Annotated in this window: 19 protein-coding genes and 1 pseudogene; 8 read left to right on the top strand and 12 right to left on the bottom strand. The window is 42.1% G+C overall.

Going from position 1 to position 17,386, the window contains the following annotated elements; translation table 11 throughout:
* Positions 1-80 precede the first annotated feature (80 nt).
* Together ACLFKQ_RS05570 and petN are read right to left on the bottom strand one after the other, a co-directional pair.
* On the bottom strand, positions 81-221 hold the full coding sequence (locus ACLFKQ_RS05570) for a hypothetical protein (RefSeq protein ID WP_448998862.1): 141 nt from the start codon (positions 219-221) through the stop codon (positions 81-83).
* A 1-nt stretch (position 222) separates the two neighbouring features.
* Entirely contained in the window at positions 223-312 is a 90-nt protein-coding gene (gene petN, locus ACLFKQ_RS05565; RefSeq protein ID WP_448998861.1) for a cytochrome b6-f complex subunit PetN, read from the bottom strand.
* Between the two features lie 86 nt (positions 313-398).
* Between petN and ACLFKQ_RS05560 the strand changes: the two genes are divergently transcribed.
* From ACLFKQ_RS05560 to ACLFKQ_RS05540, 5 genes are all read left to right on the top strand, one after another.
* Positions 399-812 (top strand): hypothetical protein, encoded by a 414-nt coding sequence (locus tag ACLFKQ_RS05560; RefSeq protein ID WP_448998860.1) that lies wholly within the window; start codon positions 399-401, stop codon positions 810-812.
* 100 nt (positions 813-912) lie between these two features.
* Positions 913-1,875: an ABC transporter ATP-binding protein gene (locus tag ACLFKQ_RS05555; RefSeq protein WP_448998859.1), complete on the top strand. Its 963-nt coding sequence runs from the start codon at positions 913-915 to the stop codon at positions 1,873-1,875.
* Between the two features lie 44 nt (positions 1,876-1,919).
* Positions 1,920-2,714: an ABC transporter permease gene (locus ACLFKQ_RS05550; RefSeq protein ID WP_448998858.1), complete on the top strand. Its 795-nt coding sequence runs from the start codon at positions 1,920-1,922 to the stop codon at positions 2,712-2,714.
* Between the two features lie 183 nt (positions 2,715-2,897).
* Positions 2,898-4,403 carry a GldG family protein gene (locus ACLFKQ_RS05545; RefSeq protein WP_448998857.1) on the top strand — a complete coding sequence of 502 codons (1,506 nt, stop codon included), beginning with the start codon at positions 2,898-2,900 and terminating at the stop codon, positions 4,401-4,403.
* A gap of 72 nt (positions 4,404-4,475) precedes the next feature.
* Complete coding sequence (locus tag ACLFKQ_RS05540; protein ID WP_448998856.1) at positions 4,476-5,027, top strand: Uma2 family endonuclease; 552 nt, start codon at positions 4,476-4,478, stop codon at positions 5,025-5,027.
* Positions 5,028-5,125: 98 nt separating this feature from the next.
* Here ACLFKQ_RS05540 and ACLFKQ_RS05535 read toward each other — a convergent pair whose 3' ends face one another.
* The 3 genes from ACLFKQ_RS05535 to ACLFKQ_RS05525 form a co-directional block, all read right to left on the bottom strand.
* Complete coding sequence (locus ACLFKQ_RS05535; protein WP_448998855.1) at positions 5,126-5,986, bottom strand: alpha/beta hydrolase; 861 nt, start codon at positions 5,984-5,986, stop codon at positions 5,126-5,128.
* 261 nt (positions 5,987-6,247) lie between these two features.
* The gene (locus tag ACLFKQ_RS05530) at positions 6,248-6,409 is read right to left on the bottom strand and encodes a hypothetical protein (RefSeq protein WP_448998854.1); all 162 of its coding nucleotides are present in this window, start codon (positions 6,407-6,409) and stop codon (positions 6,248-6,250) included.
* A gap of 47 nt (positions 6,410-6,456) precedes the next feature.
* On the bottom strand, positions 6,457-6,519 hold the full coding sequence (locus ACLFKQ_RS05525; RefSeq protein ID WP_448999464.1) for a hypothetical protein: 63 nt from the start codon (positions 6,517-6,519) through the stop codon (positions 6,457-6,459).
* On the opposite strand from ACLFKQ_RS05525, the gene ACLFKQ_RS05520 reads away from it, so the two are divergent.
* From ACLFKQ_RS05520 to ACLFKQ_RS05510, 3 genes are all read left to right on the top strand, one after another.
* Positions 6,491-6,694: a hypothetical protein gene (locus ACLFKQ_RS05520; RefSeq protein WP_448998853.1), complete on the top strand. Its 204-nt coding sequence runs from the start codon at positions 6,491-6,493 to the stop codon at positions 6,692-6,694. The genes ACLFKQ_RS05525 and ACLFKQ_RS05520 overlap by 29 nt on opposite strands.
* Before the next feature lie 64 nt (positions 6,695-6,758).
* Complete coding sequence (locus ACLFKQ_RS05515; RefSeq protein ID WP_448998852.1) at positions 6,759-7,457, top strand: TIGR04283 family arsenosugar biosynthesis glycosyltransferase; 699 nt, start codon at positions 6,759-6,761, stop codon at positions 7,455-7,457.
* A 227-nt stretch (positions 7,458-7,684) separates the two neighbouring features.
* The gene (locus ACLFKQ_RS05510) at positions 7,685-8,896 is read left to right on the top strand and encodes an IS256 family transposase (RefSeq protein ID WP_448998010.1); all 1,212 of its coding nucleotides are present in this window, start codon (positions 7,685-7,687) and stop codon (positions 8,894-8,896) included.
* Positions 8,897-8,936: 40 nt separating this feature from the next.
* Here the strand turns inward: ACLFKQ_RS05510 and ACLFKQ_RS05505 are convergent, their stop codons facing one another.
* The 7 genes and pseudogenes from ACLFKQ_RS05505 to ACLFKQ_RS05475 form a co-directional block, all read right to left on the bottom strand.
* Complete coding sequence (locus tag ACLFKQ_RS05505) at positions 8,937-9,173, bottom strand: type II toxin-antitoxin system HicA family toxin (RefSeq protein ID WP_448998851.1); 237 nt, start codon at positions 9,171-9,173, stop codon at positions 8,937-8,939.
* Positions 9,174-9,178: 5 nt separating this feature from the next.
* Positions 9,179-9,364: pseudogene (locus ACLFKQ_RS05500) on the bottom strand (type II toxin-antitoxin system HicB family antitoxin); the annotation flags it as partial.
* A 47-nt stretch (positions 9,365-9,411) separates the two neighbouring features.
* On the bottom strand, positions 9,412-11,850 hold the full coding sequence (locus ACLFKQ_RS05495; RefSeq protein WP_448998850.1) for a GH116 family glycosyl hydrolase: 2,439 nt from the start codon (positions 11,848-11,850) through the stop codon (positions 9,412-9,414).
* A 407-nt stretch (positions 11,851-12,257) separates the two neighbouring features.
* Entirely contained in the window at positions 12,258-13,103 is an 846-nt protein-coding gene (locus tag ACLFKQ_RS05490) for a class II fructose-bisphosphate aldolase (RefSeq protein ID WP_448998849.1), read from the bottom strand.
* 179 nt (positions 13,104-13,282) lie between these two features.
* Positions 13,283-14,509 carry an MFS transporter gene (locus ACLFKQ_RS05485; protein ID WP_448998848.1) on the bottom strand — a complete coding sequence of 409 codons (1,227 nt, stop codon included), beginning with the start codon at positions 14,507-14,509 and terminating at the stop codon, positions 13,283-13,285.
* 241 nt (positions 14,510-14,750) lie between these two features.
* Positions 14,751-16,079, bottom strand: a complete 1,329-nt coding sequence (locus ACLFKQ_RS05480) for an MATE family efflux transporter (protein ID WP_448998847.1) — start codon at positions 16,077-16,079, stop codon at positions 14,751-14,753.
* A 269-nt stretch (positions 16,080-16,348) separates the two neighbouring features.
* Positions 16,349-17,314 (bottom strand): NAD-dependent epimerase/dehydratase family protein, encoded by a 966-nt coding sequence (locus ACLFKQ_RS05475; RefSeq protein ID WP_448998846.1) that lies wholly within the window; start codon positions 17,312-17,314, stop codon positions 16,349-16,351.
* Positions 17,315-17,386 lie beyond the last annotated feature (72 nt).

Below are 17,386 nucleotides of genomic sequence, written 5' to 3'. Positions count from 1 at the left end.
TAAAAAACAATAGGAACGTTCTCCAGAATGTTCCTATGATTCGGTCGATGAGTTGGTTGGAATTGATATTGGCTCTATCTTTAGAAACCGCGCTCGTCCCGTTTTTGACGACGGCGATCGCGCCAGCGTGCTGCTGAGAGATAAAGCACCCCGAGACTGACTATTCCTAAAAGAACTACAGCTGCTAAAAACAGAATGTTTAGTAAATAATCAGTTTCCATTTTAAAATCCGTTACGCGCCCAGACTACCATTGCAATCGACCAAGTGAATAAAGCCAGCATGCTGACCCAACCTAATGTCAAAATATCCATATCAGTATTTATTTTGTAAAATATGCAGTTAATTTGCCAACTATACCTTTTATGATACTTCCTAGTGGTGTTTTACAGAAACTATCGTGCCAGATTTAGCAGCAGAAAGAATCGAATCACTCAAAGCGGGAATTGTCGGGGCTAGTTGTTTGCCGATCGCCGAAATATCGGTAATTTTATTAAGAGTCACGTTTTCAACCAAAACTCAACTTCTAGAACTTAACTTGCTAATCAAAATCGCGATCGCTAGCTTTAGCGGTTTTCTATTTGGTGTCACCTATCGCTACATCATCCGCAACGACCGTAACACCCATCTTAAAGATGGAGCGGTTTTGGCTTTTGGATTGGTTAGAGGGTTGGCGTTAGCAGAAGAAAAATTAATGCTAGTGGAGATTTGGTTGGGAGCATTGTCGATTTTTCAAAGCCTTGTGAGTTTTACCCTGGCTCGTTTAGTTCTCGATCTGGCGATCGCTCGTAAGCTAATTAAACCATTTATCTAAAAGAATTAACCAAACAAATAGTGTCGATAACCCATAACAAGGGGTAAACTACAAAACGTGATTGTAACTAAACTCACCTGATATCTTACCAATCCCAACTATGTCTTCAGATTGCACGATTGAAGTCGAACATCTTAGTAAAACTTATGGTTCTAACACTGCTATTGAGGACGTTCATTTTGCGGTACGTTCGGGAGAAATTATCGGGTTTTTAGGTCCTAATGGTGCGGGTAAAACAACCACGATGCGGATTTTAGCAGGATACTTGCCTGCGACTACAGGCACTGCCAAAATTGCTGGCTATGAGGTTCATCGAGATTCAATGGAGGTACGTCGCCGCATTGGTTATTTACCAGAAAACCCCCCTCTGTATCCCGATATGAGTGTTGAGGGATATTTACATTTTGTCGCCAAAATTAAAGGAGTAGTTGGTAGACGTGATCGCACGAAACAAGTTAAATCGGCACTGGAGCGCTGTCAACTGGCAGACAAAACTAAGACCACAATTCGCCAACTATCCAAAGGATATCGCCAACGAGTCGGTATTGCCGGTGCGATCGTCCACGAGCCACCAGTAATCATTCTCGACGAACCGACAGTAGGACTCGATCCGCGTCAGATCCTCGAAGTGCGTAATTTGATTAAAAGTCTGGCAGGAGAGCATACGATTATTCTCTCAACTCATATTCTGCCAGAAGCCAGTGCTACCTGCGATCGCGTCACCATCATCAACAAGGGAAAAGTGGTAACCACTAACACTCCCACTGAGTTGATGAAACAATTAAATAGCAATTTGGGCTACGAACTAGAAGTAGAAGGAGAGGTTGCGCCATCACTTCGGGAGCTTCAACAGATACCCGGAGTAGCTGAAGTAAAAGTTGTTAATAGTCTGACTAATTCACGGCGAGAAACAATTGAAGTTTTATGTCAGCCTAATTGCGAACCAGGAAAGGAGATTGCAGCGATAATTATCGAACGAGGATTGGGGTTAAATGAAATGCGCCGGATTCGTCCGAGTTTAGAAGATGTTTTCTTGCAGCTAACTACTGAAGAATTAACTTAGAGGCGAGACAATACCTTGCCGGTACAGGAGTAAAGTTTTTATTAATGATTATTGCCAATACAGTCGCGATCGCGCAAAAAGAATTACAGGGTTATTTTGCTTCTCCTTTGTCTTATCTTGTTTTGGCAATTTTTTGGCTAATATCAGGCTTATTTTTTGTCGAAATACTACTGGGAGCGCAGGGCATAATTCAACAGGTAACAATGAGCGAACAAAGTGGAATACCTACTGATTCTATTGATGTTGCTTATGTCTTTCTCAACTCTTTTTTTGCAGTTATGGGGTCTCTTTGCCTATTTGTATTACCAATATTATCTATGGGATTATACTCAGAGGAGAGAAAGCGGGGAACTTTAGAATTACTAGCTACATCACCAATAACTAATTGGGTCGTTGCCGTGGGCAAACTTTTAGGAGTAGTTATCTTTTTTACTGTAGCAATTGCACCTTTGTTGCTATATGAAGCAGTTGCTTTTAGTTCTGCCGAACCGGCCATACAAATTTCGGTTCCCCTACTAGCTCATCTAGGTCTAATTTTGTTTGCAACAGCAATACTGTCGTTAGGAATGTTTATTTCGTCTTTAACCGATAGTACGATTTTGGCTGCAGTTATGACTTTCGGATTGATTTTGTTGCTTTGGATTGTCGAGTTGATTGCTAATAATATTCAGGGTTGGTTTGGGCGAGCTTTAAAAGAAATTTCTCTTTTAGAAAGTTATAACAATTTAATTCAGGGAGTTCTCGAAACTAGTAATATTATTTTATTGTTTAGTTATATATTTTTGGGCATATTTTTGACTGCTCAATCTATTGAAATCTTGAGGTTTAATCGACAATAAACCAGCGAGTTAGTGATTCTACTACAGCCCAGTTTTATTAATGATTATTATTCCCTCGTCGCTCGAGTATTAATATAGCAATTACTGTTTGGTCATTCAACAGTTATTCAAAATAATTTAGACTAGCTATCGCTCGACTAAAGCTTTAGTTAAATCGACATGTATTTAATTTAATTTAAAACGATGATAAGCAAAATATTATTTTTACTAGGTTTAGCTTTGGGAGTTGCAGGTATAGTTGCAGGTGGTGTCGGGCAGTGGACTTTAATACCTGTGGGACTGTTAACTGGGGGATTAGTCCTAATTATTATCTGTCTGGCGATCGCTAGTAAAAATCGAGGTATTTGGGGTAAAAGATCGACTCAAGTAGGAACTAATGCTTTAATTACCACTTTGGCAGTATTAGTAATCATCGGTTTAATTAATTTTTTAGGAATTCGTCATGCAGTGCGATGGGATTTAACTGAGAATCAAATTTTCACTCTTGCTCCTCAATCTCAGGCGATCGCCAAAAATCTCGAGCGACCGCTCAAAGTTTGGGTATTCGATCGCAATCCCAACCCCCAACTAGAAGCTTTATTAGAAAACTATCGTCGCTACAGTCAAAACTTTCAGTTTGAATTTGTCGATCCCGAAATCGAAATTGCCTTGGCGCGAGAGTACGGCGTTAGTGAATTAGGAGAAATTTATCTCGAATACCAAGGTAAACGACAGCGAATCACCCCACAGGCAACTGCCTTGGGAGAAAATCTCACCGAAACTCAATTAACCAATGCGATTGAGAGGATAAAGCGCGATCGCGACGCTACCATTTATTTTCTTCAAGGACACGGAGAAATTGCTTTAGAAGCGACTCAGGGAGGATTGTCCCAAGCAGTTAGCAGCCTGGAAAATAAAGGTTACACTGTGGAAACTCTCAACCTAGCCACGAGCGGTAAGATTCCCGACAACGCCAATGTAGTTGCTGTAGCTGGCGCGACTAGAAGTCTATTTGATGGCGAAGTAGAAGCACTCCAGCAATATGTAGAAAATGGTGGCAATTTATTATTAATGCTGTCACCCGACACCGAAACTGGTTTATCTCCTCTGCTACAAAATTGGGGTATAGAGTTAGACGAGCGTCTAATTATCGATGCTTCTGGTGCGGGTAGGATGTTGGGTTTGGGACCTACCGCACTAATAGTTGACAATTATGGCAACCATCCGATTACTAATAGTTTTGGTAACGGAATTTCCATCTTTCCCGAATCTCGTCCGTTAAAGATTAACCAGCAAGAAGCGATCGACGCTACGCCTTTAGTAGTTAGTGGCGAGAACACCTGGGGCGAGAGTGAACTGACAGCAAAAGAAATTGCCTTTAATCCCGAAACAGATATTTCAGGACCTTTAAACGTGGCGATCGCTTTAAATAATCAGCAACCTCAAGCTTCTCGCATGGTAGTTTTTGGTAGTTCCACTTTCGCCACCAATGGTTGGTTCGGACAGCAGTTAAACGGCGATCTCTTGTTGAACTCCGTTGACTGGTTAGTAGGAGAAGAACCCACTCTGGCAATTCGTCCTAGAGAACAGACCAATCGCCGTCTCAATCTCACACCCTTACAGGCAGGAATTATTAGCTGGATGGCTTTGAGAATTATGCCCTTACTCGGTTTAGTGACTGCGGGAATCTTATGGTGGCGTAGGAGATAATTTGAGATTATTAAAATATAGATAATTAAGTCGATTTAAAAGAACTAATTTGATATTTGATTCCTCAATCCCATGAGTTTAATTACTACTAAATGGACGATAGATGAGTATCATCGCATGATTGCGGCAGGAATAATAGGAGATCGCGCCGTCGAATTGCTTAAAGGGGAAATTATTGAAATGTCGCCAGAAAAACCGCCTCATGCTTATAGCAGTGATGAAGCTGGGGAGTATTTAACTAAATTACTAGGCGATCGCGCTAAAGTTCGTCATGCCAAACCGATTACCTTGCCCAATAATTCCGAACCAGAACCAGACATAGCTATCGTTCGGCGTAGAGGAAGAGAATATCGAGAACATCACCCCTATCCAGAAGATATTTTTTGGCTAATTGAATATGCCAACACCAGTTTAGAGAAAGATTTAGAGTTTAAAAACCAAATTTACGCAGAAGGGGGGATCGAGGAGTATTGGGTTGTAAATCTGAAGCAAATGCAGCTAATCGTCTTACGCGAACCTTCAGAGGGAGATTACGCCACTAAAGTGACATATACCACGGGAAAAATTCAACCTTTAGCATTTCCCGAGCTTTCTATTGCGATCGAGCAAATTATCAACCATTAATGTAATAAATCAAAGTCTCGCTCGATTAAATCACAATTTTCTATTAGGGAGAAAGCAGGAGGCAAAAGAACCAAGATTACATGGTTATTAGTCGTGTTCTATTCAACTGAAAGTTCCTGTAAATGTCTTTCCATCCAGTTGTGGATATCAGCAAAAACATTCTGGCGATCGAGATCGTTATGGAGTTCGTGATAGCCTTGAGGATACTCTCTTTTCTCTTTATCGCTAAAACTCACCCGTTCGAACAGCCAACGACTACTTTCGGGCGGAGTAATTCGGTCTGCTCCACCGTGAAGAATTAATAGGGGAACTCTTAGCTTGGCAGCACTAGCTTCAATCCAGATAACAGTTTGGGAAAATTCCGTAGCTAAACGGGCAGTTCCTCTAGTATGACGCAATGGGTCTCGCAGAGTATCAGCCACGACTTGAGGATCGCGAGAGCCAGCAGTTAAGTCTAACCCCGTATCTAAACTAAAATGGGGGATAAATCGCGAAAATATCCGACCTATCAGCAATTTTAAGGAAGAAATGCGGACTTTTAAAGCTGGAGAGAGTAGGATTAGTCCTTGTAATTCTTGAGGATAGTGTAAAGCATAATCTAAGGCGATCGTCCCGCCCAAACTTTGACCCAACAAAAATAATGGTAGAGAAGTTTTTTTGGTTTTAATTAGCTGCAAGAAAGTACCTAAGTCTTCTCGAAACTCTCTCCAGCTGTTGATATATGCCCTTTGCCCCTGAGATCGTCCGTGTCCCCGTAGATCGAAACCATAGACAGCCAATCCACGCTCGCAAAGGAACTTTACTAAATTACCAAATATATCGCTATGCCCTCCCAAACCATGAACGATCGCCACAACTGCTCGGGTTTCACTATCGGGATACCAACTTTGATAATACAATTGTACTCTTCCAGACCCCGAGAATGTTCCTTGTTGATGTTCAATCTGTGTAACTTTCATCTCAGTTGTGATTTCTCTAGTGAATGTACTCGATTTATGCTGGTTTAGTTGGTTGGGAATTGCTGCAACTGAATTTCTTCGATCTTTTATGATACTAAATATAGTTTCTATAAGTCACTGATGTTTAGCCCCCTGAATCCAAGCCACTCAGTCGGGAGTTAGATTTACCGCTCGGAAATGAGATGAATTCGATTGGCTAGTTTTTCATCAAGTCCAAATGATAGCGATATATATGCGGGGTGATCGCCTGCCTGAAAATAATCAGGATCGATATATTGCTGTAATCTGTTCGGCAGTTAGGTTGTTAGGAGAAAGTAATTGGTAATCTGAGAGAATTTCTACTCGATTGAGATAAATTCTTTCTGGAGATCTAAATAGCTGCTCGATTATTTCTGAGGCGAGAAACTCGTCTGTTTTTAACACTTCACTGGCTCGTCCAGTTATCGTCGCAATCAGTTTTCTCTCGCCAGTTAAAAAGTTAGGGGTGCAAATTTTTCTAAGAGAGTGCTGGTTACATTCCAAGTACCTGCCATCCACTCAGGATATTCTAAGTCTCCTCTGGCAATTTGTAGAGAGGGGGTTTATGCTACCAGTCAGGGAATTTTTCTAGACGGTCTGTTAAGGTTGAAGCGATCGCGCTTTGATCGAAATTCAGCAGAATTAAAACTAGAAGACAAAGACGATATAACACTTGCAATCGAACAATAAATATAAATATAGCGTTTAATAACTACAAGGCTGATGATTAATTGCCACCTCGATTTTTTGATAAATGCCACCAACCATTAGCATTATTATCCCAGTTCTCAATGAAGAAGCAATTATCCAACAGACTTTAGAACGACTTCAGGTTAATTCTGAAGTGGAAATAATTTTAGTTGATGGTGGCAGTGACGATCGAACTCTTGCCCTTGCCACAAAGATGAAAGTACGAGCGATCGTTTCTAAACCCAGTCGTGCCAAACAAATGAATGCAGGTGCGGCTATAGCCAAAGGAAATATTCTATTGTTTCTTCATGCCGATACTCAACTGCCAGCAAACTATGTAAAATTGGTACGACAGACCCTATGCCGACCGAAAGTAATTGCAGGAGCGTTCGAATTGGCGATCGCTGGAAAGTCAAAAGCTTTGCGTCTGGTAGAAATAATGGTCAAGTTGCGATCGCATTTATTATCTCTTCCCTATGGCGATCAGGCAATATTTATTAACAAAAAAACCTTTAAAAATGTTGGTGGCTTTGTCGAGATGCCAATCATGGAAGACTTTGAATTTGTTAAGAGAATAAAACGTCGAGGCAAAATCGCGATCGCCCCTGCTGTGGTAATTACTTCTGGTCGTCGCTGGCAAAAGCTAGGTGTGTTTAAAACTACTTTAGTTAATCAATTAGTAATTATCGGCTATTATCTGGGGGTTTCTCCAACTAAGTTGAAAAGTTTTTATCGTAGTGTAGGCAATAGGAAAAGTAAGTAGAGTACGTTTCATGAAACCTCTGTACGAGCGAGTAGCCAGTAGGAAGTCAACGTTTGGTCAAAGCGGATTTGATACTAGACTTCTTGCATGAATCATCATTAACTACTCAAGCTAGGGGAAAAGGGGAAAAGTCAAAGGAAAAAAGGTTTGATTAGGGTATGTAAAATAAATTGTGTCAAAGGTCAAAACACACTCTAATAAATAGAATTAATGTGAGGAATGAGACTATGACCTTTCGACCAGAGTTAATTGATGAACTGCTCAAAGACTATGAAAAACCAGAAGACCTTATTGGAGAAGGAGGAATCCTCAAACAACTGACCAAAAAACTCGTAGAGCGTTGTTTAGAAGCTGAAATAGACGTACATCTAGAGACTCAGAAGGCAGAGCGGGGCAAAAAAGAGCGACAAAATCGACGCAACGGACACAGCCGTAAAACCATTAAGGGGGAGTTTGGCGAAGCGGAACTTGCCGTGCCTCGCGATCGCGATCGCCAATTCGAGCCTCAGATGGTCAAAAAAGGACAAACTCGTTTTACAGGCTTCGATGACAAGATTCTCGCCCTGTATGCGAGAGGAATGACCACTCGTGATATCCAAGCCCAACTACAAGACCTTTATGGAGTAGAAGTATCGCCAGCCCTGGTATCTCAAGTAACCAATGCGGTTCATGAAGAGCGACTCCAGTGGCAAAATCGCAGCCTAGAGGCAGTGTATCCAATTATCTTTTTTGATGCTTTGGTCGTCAAAGTCAGACAGGAGGGAAGAGTCATCAACAAAGCCGTCCATCTAGCTCTGGGAATCAACATCGAAGGCGATAAGGAGTTATTGGGGCTGTGGATGACCCAGACAGAAACGGCAAAATTCTGGCTGTCGGTGTTAACTGAGTTAAAGAATCGTGGAGTCAAGGATATCTTTATTGCTTGTATCGATGGTCTGACGGGCTTCGCCGAAGCGATTGAAACGGTATTTACGCAAACCCGCGTACAGTTATGTATGGTACACATGGTCAGGAACTCCCTACGCTATGTCTCCTACAAACACCGTAAAGCTGTTGCCGCTGACCTCAAACGAGTGTACACTGCCGCTACTGAAGCTGAAGCCGAACAGGCACTAATAACTTTTGCTGACAAGTGGGACTCCACTTATGCCCCAATTAGTAGGTCTTGGCTGGCTCACTGGCAGCACGTGATTCCGTTTTTCCAGTTTCCTCCAGAAATCCGTCGCATTATTTACACCACTAATGCGATCGAGTCGATGAATATGACTCTTAGAAAAGTGTTGAAGAATCATCGGATTTTTCCAACAGATGAAGCTGCGCTCAAAGTTATTTATCTTGCGATTAATAACTTATCTCAGAGATGGACTAGACCTTTACGGGATTGGAAAGCTGCTTTAAATCGATTTGCCATCGAGTTTGAAGGACGGCTTCCACTTTAACTTTCTTTGACACAAACTTATTGACAGATCCTTTGATTATTTATTCATGCAAGAGATCTACTGTATAAATAAGTTTTTTAATTTCTTCAATTGTCAAACCTGCATCTTTGACTATTCCAGCCATTGTATAAGCATTTGCAGGATTAGCTCTAGAAATAACAATAATGCGATCGCTGTTCGTCATTGTAATGTGTTTGCCTTGTCGCACTATATTAAATCCAGCTTTTTCAAAAGCTTTAACTGCTCTTTGATGATTAATACCTGGAAGTTTAGGCACGATCGTCCTGATTTTACATATCGAGCATCTGCATCCTTATTTATTCTTCAACAGTTTCTAAATAAGCTCTAATTTCATCTTTGATATTTTCTAAAGTCTCTGCTTCTCGCCTTGTGACCAACAACCGGGTAAACCAGGACACCAAACGGCATATCCCTCTTCACTTTTTTGAATCTGACTTGATAGCGCATAAATTTTAAATACTGTTTGATATATATGTCTTAATTTTAAAGCGATCTCAAAAGCTTATATTCGATCTAGTGTTATCCAACTCAGTCAAAACTCCATAAATTCCCCAAATAGCCATTGCTCTTAAATAGTGACAAGCGCGAAAAGTGCCGACGGCAGTAATGGCTTCGGGGGTACGGAACTGTAAGCCATTGTCGTAAATTTGTTTGACTACGGTTTCGGTTAGCTTGAATGCTTCTTGTTTCATCCCCATTTGCAGCATAAAAGCTGCCAAACCGAAATTAATACCCGTCCAGACTTCTAAAGGATGTGTGTCATCGGGGTTTACAGGACTGCCATCGGGTTTAACCCCGTTGGCTGCACCAAATTTGCCATCGTGGAATTTGAGAAAGCAAGCATCATAGATTTTGTTTAATGCAGACTTAGTATATTTTTCCTCGACCACATCGGGTAAACCCAACAAGCGAGCATAGAATTGTCCGCATAGCTGATCTGCCATTACTACATCCGAACCGCTTTCGGTATCTAGTCGATAGTATTCTCCATTCCAAAGGGCATCGTGATAGATAGATCTTGCCTGTTGCAACCATGTCGTATAAAGATCTATTTTCTCGGTAATAGCTTTGGGAAAGTTAGCGGGTTGTAGGTTGGAATTTTGGGGAGGATTGGCAATTAAGATTGCGCCAATTTTTTTCGCTGCTTCTAATGCAGCGATCCACAAACCACCGCAGTAAGAACTAATTCCCCTCAGTTTCCAGTCGTCAAAGGTTTGATCGGGTGCACCAGAGTTTTCGGGGATGCCATCGTTGTCGCGATCGAAGTTTTTTAAATATGCCAGAGTTTGAGTAATACTATCCCAACATTCCCACAAAAAATTGGTGTCTTTACTGCCAGTCAGCACGTAATCCCGATACACTTGCAAGACAAAATCGCTCGGTAAATCTTTCCACTGGTTGCAGTCTTGGTAGGAAGTGTAGTTGGTTTCTTGCCAGGGATGTTCGTTAGGTGCACCGAGATCGTGGGGAGTTGCTCCAGTCGCCTTTCTGATCGCTTTAGCCTGGTTGTAACCGATGATGCGGGGGGTCTCGTCACCTTGAGGAATTGCTCTGGCAAAGGCTTCTAAAACCGCTTTTTCCAAACGCGACCATAGCATTAGCAAACCAAAAGAGCCGTATAAGCGCACGTCTAGACTTTCATACCAACGGTAATCCATACATTCTAAAATGCCAAACTGTCCGAGGGGGTCGTCTTCTGTGGCTGCCGTCCAGAGAGTACCACCGTCTGCAAGAAGATACAGTTCGTTAAACAGTGCCATTTTGAACCAGTCGGGTAGATTTTCGCGCTGTAAGATAGGTTTTTGCCAGCTTTCTATATTTTCTCGCCACCAGTCATTGTGTTTTAAAGCGGTCCTCACCATACTCCAGGCATTGTTACCCGATCGCCCGAAAAAGTCTGTATAGCGACGATAATAGTTTACGCCTTGTTTAAACTCCGTAACTGGTAAGTCCCAAGCCAATATAAAGGGAATTTGCTTGGTTTTTCCAGGGCGCACCGTAAAGCGAATGGCGACCGCCACAGCAATTTGTTCTCCAGGGGATGCAGGGGTTTCGTTTTGTTTATCTGGTAAAGAACCGTCGGCGGCAAAATAATCCCAAACTTCGCCACCGTCACCATCGGGATTCCAACGACCGAGATAAAATACTTCGAGACTCGGATTGGCAACGGTAGCGATCGCCATTTGTCCTTCGCCTTCCTGTATCTCTTCCTCAGGTCGTACTCGATTCAACAAACAGCCGACGCGATAGTTATCTTGAATCCACTGGTTGTAATTTCCCCTACTGTCACCCCATTTGGGCTGATATTCATATTCGGGACTGCCATCATCTCTAACTCTTACCGTTGGGGATTTAATCCCATTGGTAAACCAACCCACTGTATTCTGCCAGGTCAGCATGATACTGAGGGTAATAGGCTTATCTGTGGGATTGTGGATCGTCCAGTTAAAGTTAGCAAGGGGATAGCTGGTTTCCTGATAATTTTCAGCCCAGATTGGCGAAAACTGCTCGCAGACTAACTGCGATTTAAATATACCTCGGTATCCAAACCAACTGCGAGGATAGAGAGCGTGATAGGTTCCTCGCTTTTGAGGATACCAAGACCAACGGGATAACGATCCATTTTCTGGTGCCTCAGTACACATAGCATAGGCTCGAGCTCGATTTCCCTCTGCCCGCTCGAAAACGCTAAATTGACAAGCAGGAAGAGTTTTAAAGATGTGTTCGCCGCCGTCTAAATGCCAGAGATTAAAATCTCCCCTCGGCGATCGCCCGATACAGCCAGCACCAAAGCCACCTAGCGGCATTCCGTGCCAAGCTCCATCATCTAAATTACTCGCATAGCGTACGGTGTAAGGTTTTTTCCATCCTTGACCGATGAGTCTTTGCCAAGCACAGGAGGGAATTTTAGGTAGGGCGATCTGATTTATCATGACCCTATTTTATGAGGATTTGAATATTTGTCATGGGGTTGAAAAAAATTTTTCCCTCGAGTTCGAGCGTGTGCCAATTGTAATTCTAAAACTATTATGAATTGTTGTCTGATAAAGATTTTCATGAAGAATCAGCCTCAAAAGTGCGCTCTTAAAGTCTTGATTGGGTTCAACAGGAATACATTAGAGACTATTATCAATAAACTTTATTTGTTGAAAACAGAATAATTCAATCCTATTCGAGCTCGCTGTTTTGTACCTTCCATTATCTTCGAGCGCTATCAAGACAACGAACGCACAGTTGACCATAGCTGATGATTTCTAGGGAAAAACGTGAAGATCGCAGGGATTTTGTTTCATATTCCTATTTTCTCATATCTAGTTCGGTTAACCTGCCAATACCTATCTTAAGCTTTGCCAGCACTACCAAACAACCTGATTTTTTCGGCAATTACCTCTTGCATTGCCGCCGTTGCCGCTTTTTGGCAATCTAAGAGATCCCTTTCGGATTCTGTTCGTCCGTACTCTCGCCAAAACTGGAGATATTTTTTCCGCACTTCGGTATTGACGTTAAACTTGCAAACTCCTAATTCAATCGACTGCTGAATCATTCGAGCCGGTAAACCAGAAGCACCGTGCAACACTAAGGGAATCTGGAGTTGCTGACGAATCTTAGCGAGACGCTCGAAATCTAATTGCGGTTCGCCATGATACTTACCATGAACATTGCCGATTGTGACGGCGAGAAAATCTACCCCCGATTTTGCCACGAATTCCTTTGCCTGCTGTGGGTCGGTCATTTTGGCTTCTTTTTCGGCAACAGTCATTCCGTCTTCTGTACCGCTAATTCTCCCTACTTCTGCTTCTACCGTTGCACCTTTAGCGTGGGCGAGATCGATCGTTTCACGGGTGAAAGCCAGGTTTTCTTGAAAGGGAAGTTGGGAACCATCGGCTAAAACCGATTTTACCCCTGCTTCTAAGGCAGTTTCGATGATGGCGCGATCGCTACAATGATCTAAGTGAACTGATATCGGTACTTTTGCCGAGTCTGCTGCTTCTAAAAATAGCGCAACCAGGGGAGAACCGCCATAGTCTAGTACGTGAGGCAGAATTTGGATCGTTGCTGGGCTTTTTTCGGCTTCGGCAGCATTGACAACCGCTTTGGCTCCTTCGAGATTATACAAATTGAAAGCACCAATCGCGTAAGAGTGTTTTTGGGCTGCCTCTAGAAGTTCTTTGGTGGAAGTGAGCATAAATTTAATTTTGAGAAAATAATTAATTCTTATTTAAGCTACCTAAGATAAATTCAACAGAATTTAGATAAGCTTCATCTTCGAGTGTGGCTTCTGAAAGTCTACCTTTGGCGATCGCAAATTTGTAATTTAACTTTAGTTTAGATAGCGTAACCTCTCAACCGATAATGACTATCAGCCTAACAGCTTTGGCAAAAAGATTTGATTCGTTTTTTAAACGCGATAAAGACTAGAGCTACGACTAGCAAAGCAACCCCCATCAAGCTATAGGTCGTACTTAAACCGAGTGAGTTTGTCACGGGTTGAGAAATAATCGGAGATAGAAACTGTCCCAAAAAAAAGAAAGTAGTTAGTCCGCCCAAAGCTCTACCTCGTAAAGAGTCAGGGACGATACTAGACAGCCAGACATTTAAATTGGGCATCAATAAGCCAAAGCCCAAACCAGCAACAATCAAACCGAGTAAGACGAAATTATAGCTACCCGCAATAGCGATCGCCAAATATCCGACTGCGGCGATCGCAAAAGCCCAGACGACAATACTGACATAGCCCATATGTTCTTTGACAAATCCATATCTTAAAGATGCGATCGAACTAGCTAAAGTCGAAGCGGCGATCGCCAAACCGCTAGCAGCAGCACTAGCGTTATTTAGTTCTTTTAAATAGAACGGTAGCTGTACTGGAATTAAATAAAATGCCACCATATAAAATAAAGCTACGCTATAAATCATTGCCAGTACCGCAAGGGGCATACTTGGTTCGGTCATCGATGAAGTGCTTGGAGTTAGTATAGCTAGTTTGCGGTTGGGTTCGTATAGGATTGTAACGATCGCCGCAAATATCCCCCAGGCCGATAAGTAAATCAGAAAGGGAAACCGCCAATTGAGATCGGCAATAAACCCTCCTACGGACAAAAATAAGACTCCTCCCAGACCCATAAAGGCGGCTTGCAAGCCCATAAAGCTAGCCCGTTTTTGACCCTGGTAATAATCTGCAACTAGAGTAGTAGCCGCAGTCATAATACCCGCTACAGATAATCCCAACAAAGCGCGACCGATTAGAATAGTCCCAAGAGAATTGAGAATAAATCCAGAACTTCCCGCTAGTCCATATAGTAAAGTTGCGACCATTAATAAAGGTTTGCGACCGAAACGGTCGACTAATTGACCTGCGAAAAGTCCCCCAATAGCAATAAACAGAGCGGGAATAGTTAGGACTAAACGAACTAAAAGCTCGGAATTTTCAACATTAGCAAAATACTCTTGCATCGCGGGAAGTGATGGCGCGATTGTAGCCCCTGACATTACGGTTAAGGTACTGGTTAGCAATAAAGTAGCTGCGATCGCCAGAGAATTTTGAGGTTGGTTGCTATCTAATGGCAATGGAGAATCGGTAATTTTAGTCATATTTGTATGGCGATTCTATTCAGTTTTGACACAAGCTATTTTAGAGAGGTAGATATTCAGTTGGTTTTTTGTCGCTGGCTTTAATAATAAATCTCAGGACTTACGCAGTTGAATGAAATTTCGTTGTTTGAGCAGCGAGTCAGTAACGGTAAATCAAGGTTTAGAGCGCTGAAGTGCGTAAGTCCTGAATCTAAAATACTTAGAGCGTTGGCTTAGTTGTAGCGAATACCGTTTCTTTAGCTTATGGACGATCGCAGATTCTTTGATTCCAAAGATATGCTACGATACCGACTACTGCATTTGCCAAACAAGCCGCACCAAAAATGCCTACAACTCCAAATAAGCGGCTACCCAGATAAGCTAGAGGAACGTAGATAATTAGCATCCGCGCTACGGTCAATACTACCGTAGGCAAAGGTTTGCCCAAAGCATTAAAAGTAGAACTAGCAACCAACATCACGCCATAAGCAGCATAACTAATAGGCACTAAACGTAAATAGAGACTAGCAGTCGCGATAACTTCGGAATTGCGATCGAAAATCGTAGCGAGTTGCGGTGCAGTTAAGCCTAGAAAAATAGCGATGAATACTCCCCAAATCAGACAAAAAATAAACGACAATCGTAATGCTTCTTGGACGCGAGCGTATTTCTGTGCCCCCCAATTTTGTCCCACAAATGGAGCAATACTAGCTGATAGAGCGATTAAAGCAATGACGGCAAAAGATTCAATTCTTGAAGCGATGCCAAAACCCGCCACTGTTTCTGCCCCATAAGCCGCGATTAAACTGGTAATAAAACCAATAGAAATCGGATTTATGGCACTGGTTCCTGCTGCAGGCAAACCCACATGAAGTACTTTTTTCCAGCACCCCCAAGTTTGGGCAATTGGTATGCGCCAGAGAATCATTCGTTCTGAAAAATGCAGGACCCATAAAGATGCCGCTAGGGTAGTGGCACGAGAAATTACTGTTGCTAGTGCTGCACCTTGTAATCCTAAAGCGGGAATCCAGCCAAAACCAAAGATCAATAAGGGATCTAAAGCAATATTGACCACAGATGCCACGGTCATAATTAGGCTGGGAATCAAAGTATTACCAGCAGCGCGAATGGCACTGTTACCTACCATCGGTATAACTAAAAAAATCATGCCCCAATACCAGACAATCATGTATTGTCTAACTAAAGGAAAGACAACTTCGTTGGTACCCAATAAGGTAATAAATAGGGGTTTAATGGTTACCAGTCCAATTGCGACAAAAATACCCACCACTACTAGCGCTAAAGTCAGACTATTAGTAGTTAAAACCTTTACGTGATGGCGATCGCCCTCTCCGATCGCACGAGCAATTACTGAAGATGCCCCTACTCCCAAACCCATAGCGATACTACCCAATACCATCACTACGGGAAAGGTAAAACTCATTGCTGCTAGTTCATTAGTTCCCAACTGGCTGACAAAATAAGTATCTGCCAAGTTGAAAGCAACGATCGCGAATACACCCCAGACCATCGGTAAAGTCAGTTTAGTTAATTGACTGCTGACGCGCCCAGTGGTTAACTTGTGTTGCATTATTCAATCAGCTTAAAATAAGACTTAATAAAGTAAGTCTAGTAAGTTTGAAGAAAAAATTCTCTTACGCCGCAACGAGTTAATCCAATCTGCCAGGCGATCGCTCGTGCATCAATAATGCTTTTTTGTATTACAGTCAGGACTTACGCAGTTGAATGAAATTTCGTTGTTTGAGCAGCGAGTCAGTAACGGTAAATCAAGGTTTAGAGTGCTGAAGTGCGTAAGTCCTGACAGTAACTAGTTACGAACAGAACTCGATTGAAGTTCTTTCAAATTCCTGAAATCTTCATTAGTTCTTCGACAGTAGAACAGTAATTAGTCAATCCAAAATGAGCGGGGGTTATGGGATTTTGATAAGTAAAATGGCGATATTCTAAAGAAAATTTACTCCAAGAATCCATCTGAATGCGGAAAATTTTAATTATGATGTTAGCCAGCCAGATGTAGAGCGGAATTCGTAAATAAATCCCTTTGTTTAAATAATTACAAATCTCCGCGATCGCCTGATCGACACTGATAGCAGGATTACCCAACACCAAACGTTTTACTAATTTGTCTTTAGATAATCGACTGGGAATCCGCTGGTGATTATCTACTAAAAAAACTACAATTTGAGCGATGTCGCGAGCGTGAATAAAATGAAAGCTACCATCAACTTGAAACCAGCGAATTAGATCGATCCACTTAATTACATCTGCTAAACCCGCACTTAAATGTGAAAAAGGCTTATCTCCATCGCCACCAAAGACTAAAGTAGGAAACAAGGCAATAATCCGCTCGGCGATCGCGCATTGAGAGAGTCGCGCAAAACACTGATATTTGGTGCGAATATAATCGTGTCCGAATTGACTTGCCGCTGGCAACAATCGATTTTGGCGATCCAAAATACTAGCAGTAGAAAAATAAATAACTCGTTGACAAATCTTGGGATTGAGGAGATTAATTAAAGCCAGAGTTTTGACTACGTTAATATCGTAGGTTTCTCCCATTCCTCCCCAAGCGGTTGCCGCTAAAATAGCCAAATCAATATCTTTAAGCAGGAGATCGCTGTATTCTTCGATACGGCAGAGATCTCCCCGAAGAAGATGAACTCTAGAGCGGTCTAGATATTTTAACCGTAATTTTTGAGGATTTCTTACTAGCAAAAATAGTTCGTGGTCGGTCTGTTGAATTAACGCTTCAGTAATGTAGTGACCGATACAGCCACTGGCACCAGTAATGAAAATCCGCTTCATCAATTGAGAAAATAATTAAGACACGTCAATTTTAGCAAGGGCGATCGCTCGAGCTCCCCTGTCAACTATCTG

The sequence above is a fragment of the Myxosarcina sp. GI1(2024) genome, from assembly GCF_053543375.1.
Note: the sequence above shows the minus strand (reverse complement) of the source record. Positions and strands in the feature narration are given on the sequence as shown.

Coding starts and splice junctions, on each gene's coding strand:
- ACLFKQ_RS05570 (WP_448998862.1), bottom strand. CDS start 221: ATGGAAACTGATTATTTACTAAACATTCTGTTTTTAGCAGCTGTAGTT.
- petN (WP_448998861.1), bottom strand. CDS start 312: ATGGATATTTTGACATTAGGTTGGGTCAGCATGCTGGCTTTATTCACT.
- ACLFKQ_RS05555 (WP_448998859.1), top strand. CDS start 913: ATGTCTTCAGATTGCACGATTGAAGTCGAACATCTTAGTAAAACTTAT.
- ACLFKQ_RS05550 (WP_448998858.1), top strand. CDS start 1,920: ATGATTATTGCCAATACAGTCGCGATCGCGCAAAAAGAATTACAGGGT.
- ACLFKQ_RS05545 (WP_448998857.1), top strand. CDS start 2,898: ATGATAAGCAAAATATTATTTTTACTAGGTTTAGCTTTGGGAGTTGCA.
- ACLFKQ_RS05540 (WP_448998856.1), top strand. CDS start 4,476: ATGAGTTTAATTACTACTAAATGGACGATAGATGAGTATCATCGCATG.
- ACLFKQ_RS05535 (WP_448998855.1), bottom strand. CDS start 5,986: ATGAAAGTTACACAGATTGAACATCAACAAGGAACATTCTCGGGGTCT.
- ACLFKQ_RS05515 (WP_448998852.1), top strand. CDS start 6,759: ATGCCACCAACCATTAGCATTATTATCCCAGTTCTCAATGAAGAAGCA.
- ACLFKQ_RS05510 (WP_448998010.1), top strand. CDS start 7,685: ATGACCTTTCGACCAGAGTTAATTGATGAACTGCTCAAAGACTATGAA.
- ACLFKQ_RS05495 (WP_448998850.1), bottom strand. CDS start 11,850: ATGATAAATCAGATCGCCCTACCTAAAATTCCCTCCTGTGCTTGGCAA.
- ACLFKQ_RS05490 (WP_448998849.1), bottom strand. CDS start 13,103: ATGCTCACTTCCACCAAAGAACTTCTAGAGGCAGCCCAAAAACACTCT.
- ACLFKQ_RS05485 (WP_448998848.1), bottom strand. CDS start 14,509: ATGACTAAAATTACCGATTCTCCATTGCCATTAGATAGCAACCAACCT.
- ACLFKQ_RS05480 (WP_448998847.1), bottom strand. CDS start 16,079: ATGCAACACAAGTTAACCACTGGGCGCGTCAGCAGTCAATTAACTAAA.
- ACLFKQ_RS05475 (WP_448998846.1), bottom strand. CDS start 17,314: ATGAAGCGGATTTTCATTACTGGTGCCAGTGGCTGTATCGGTCACTAC.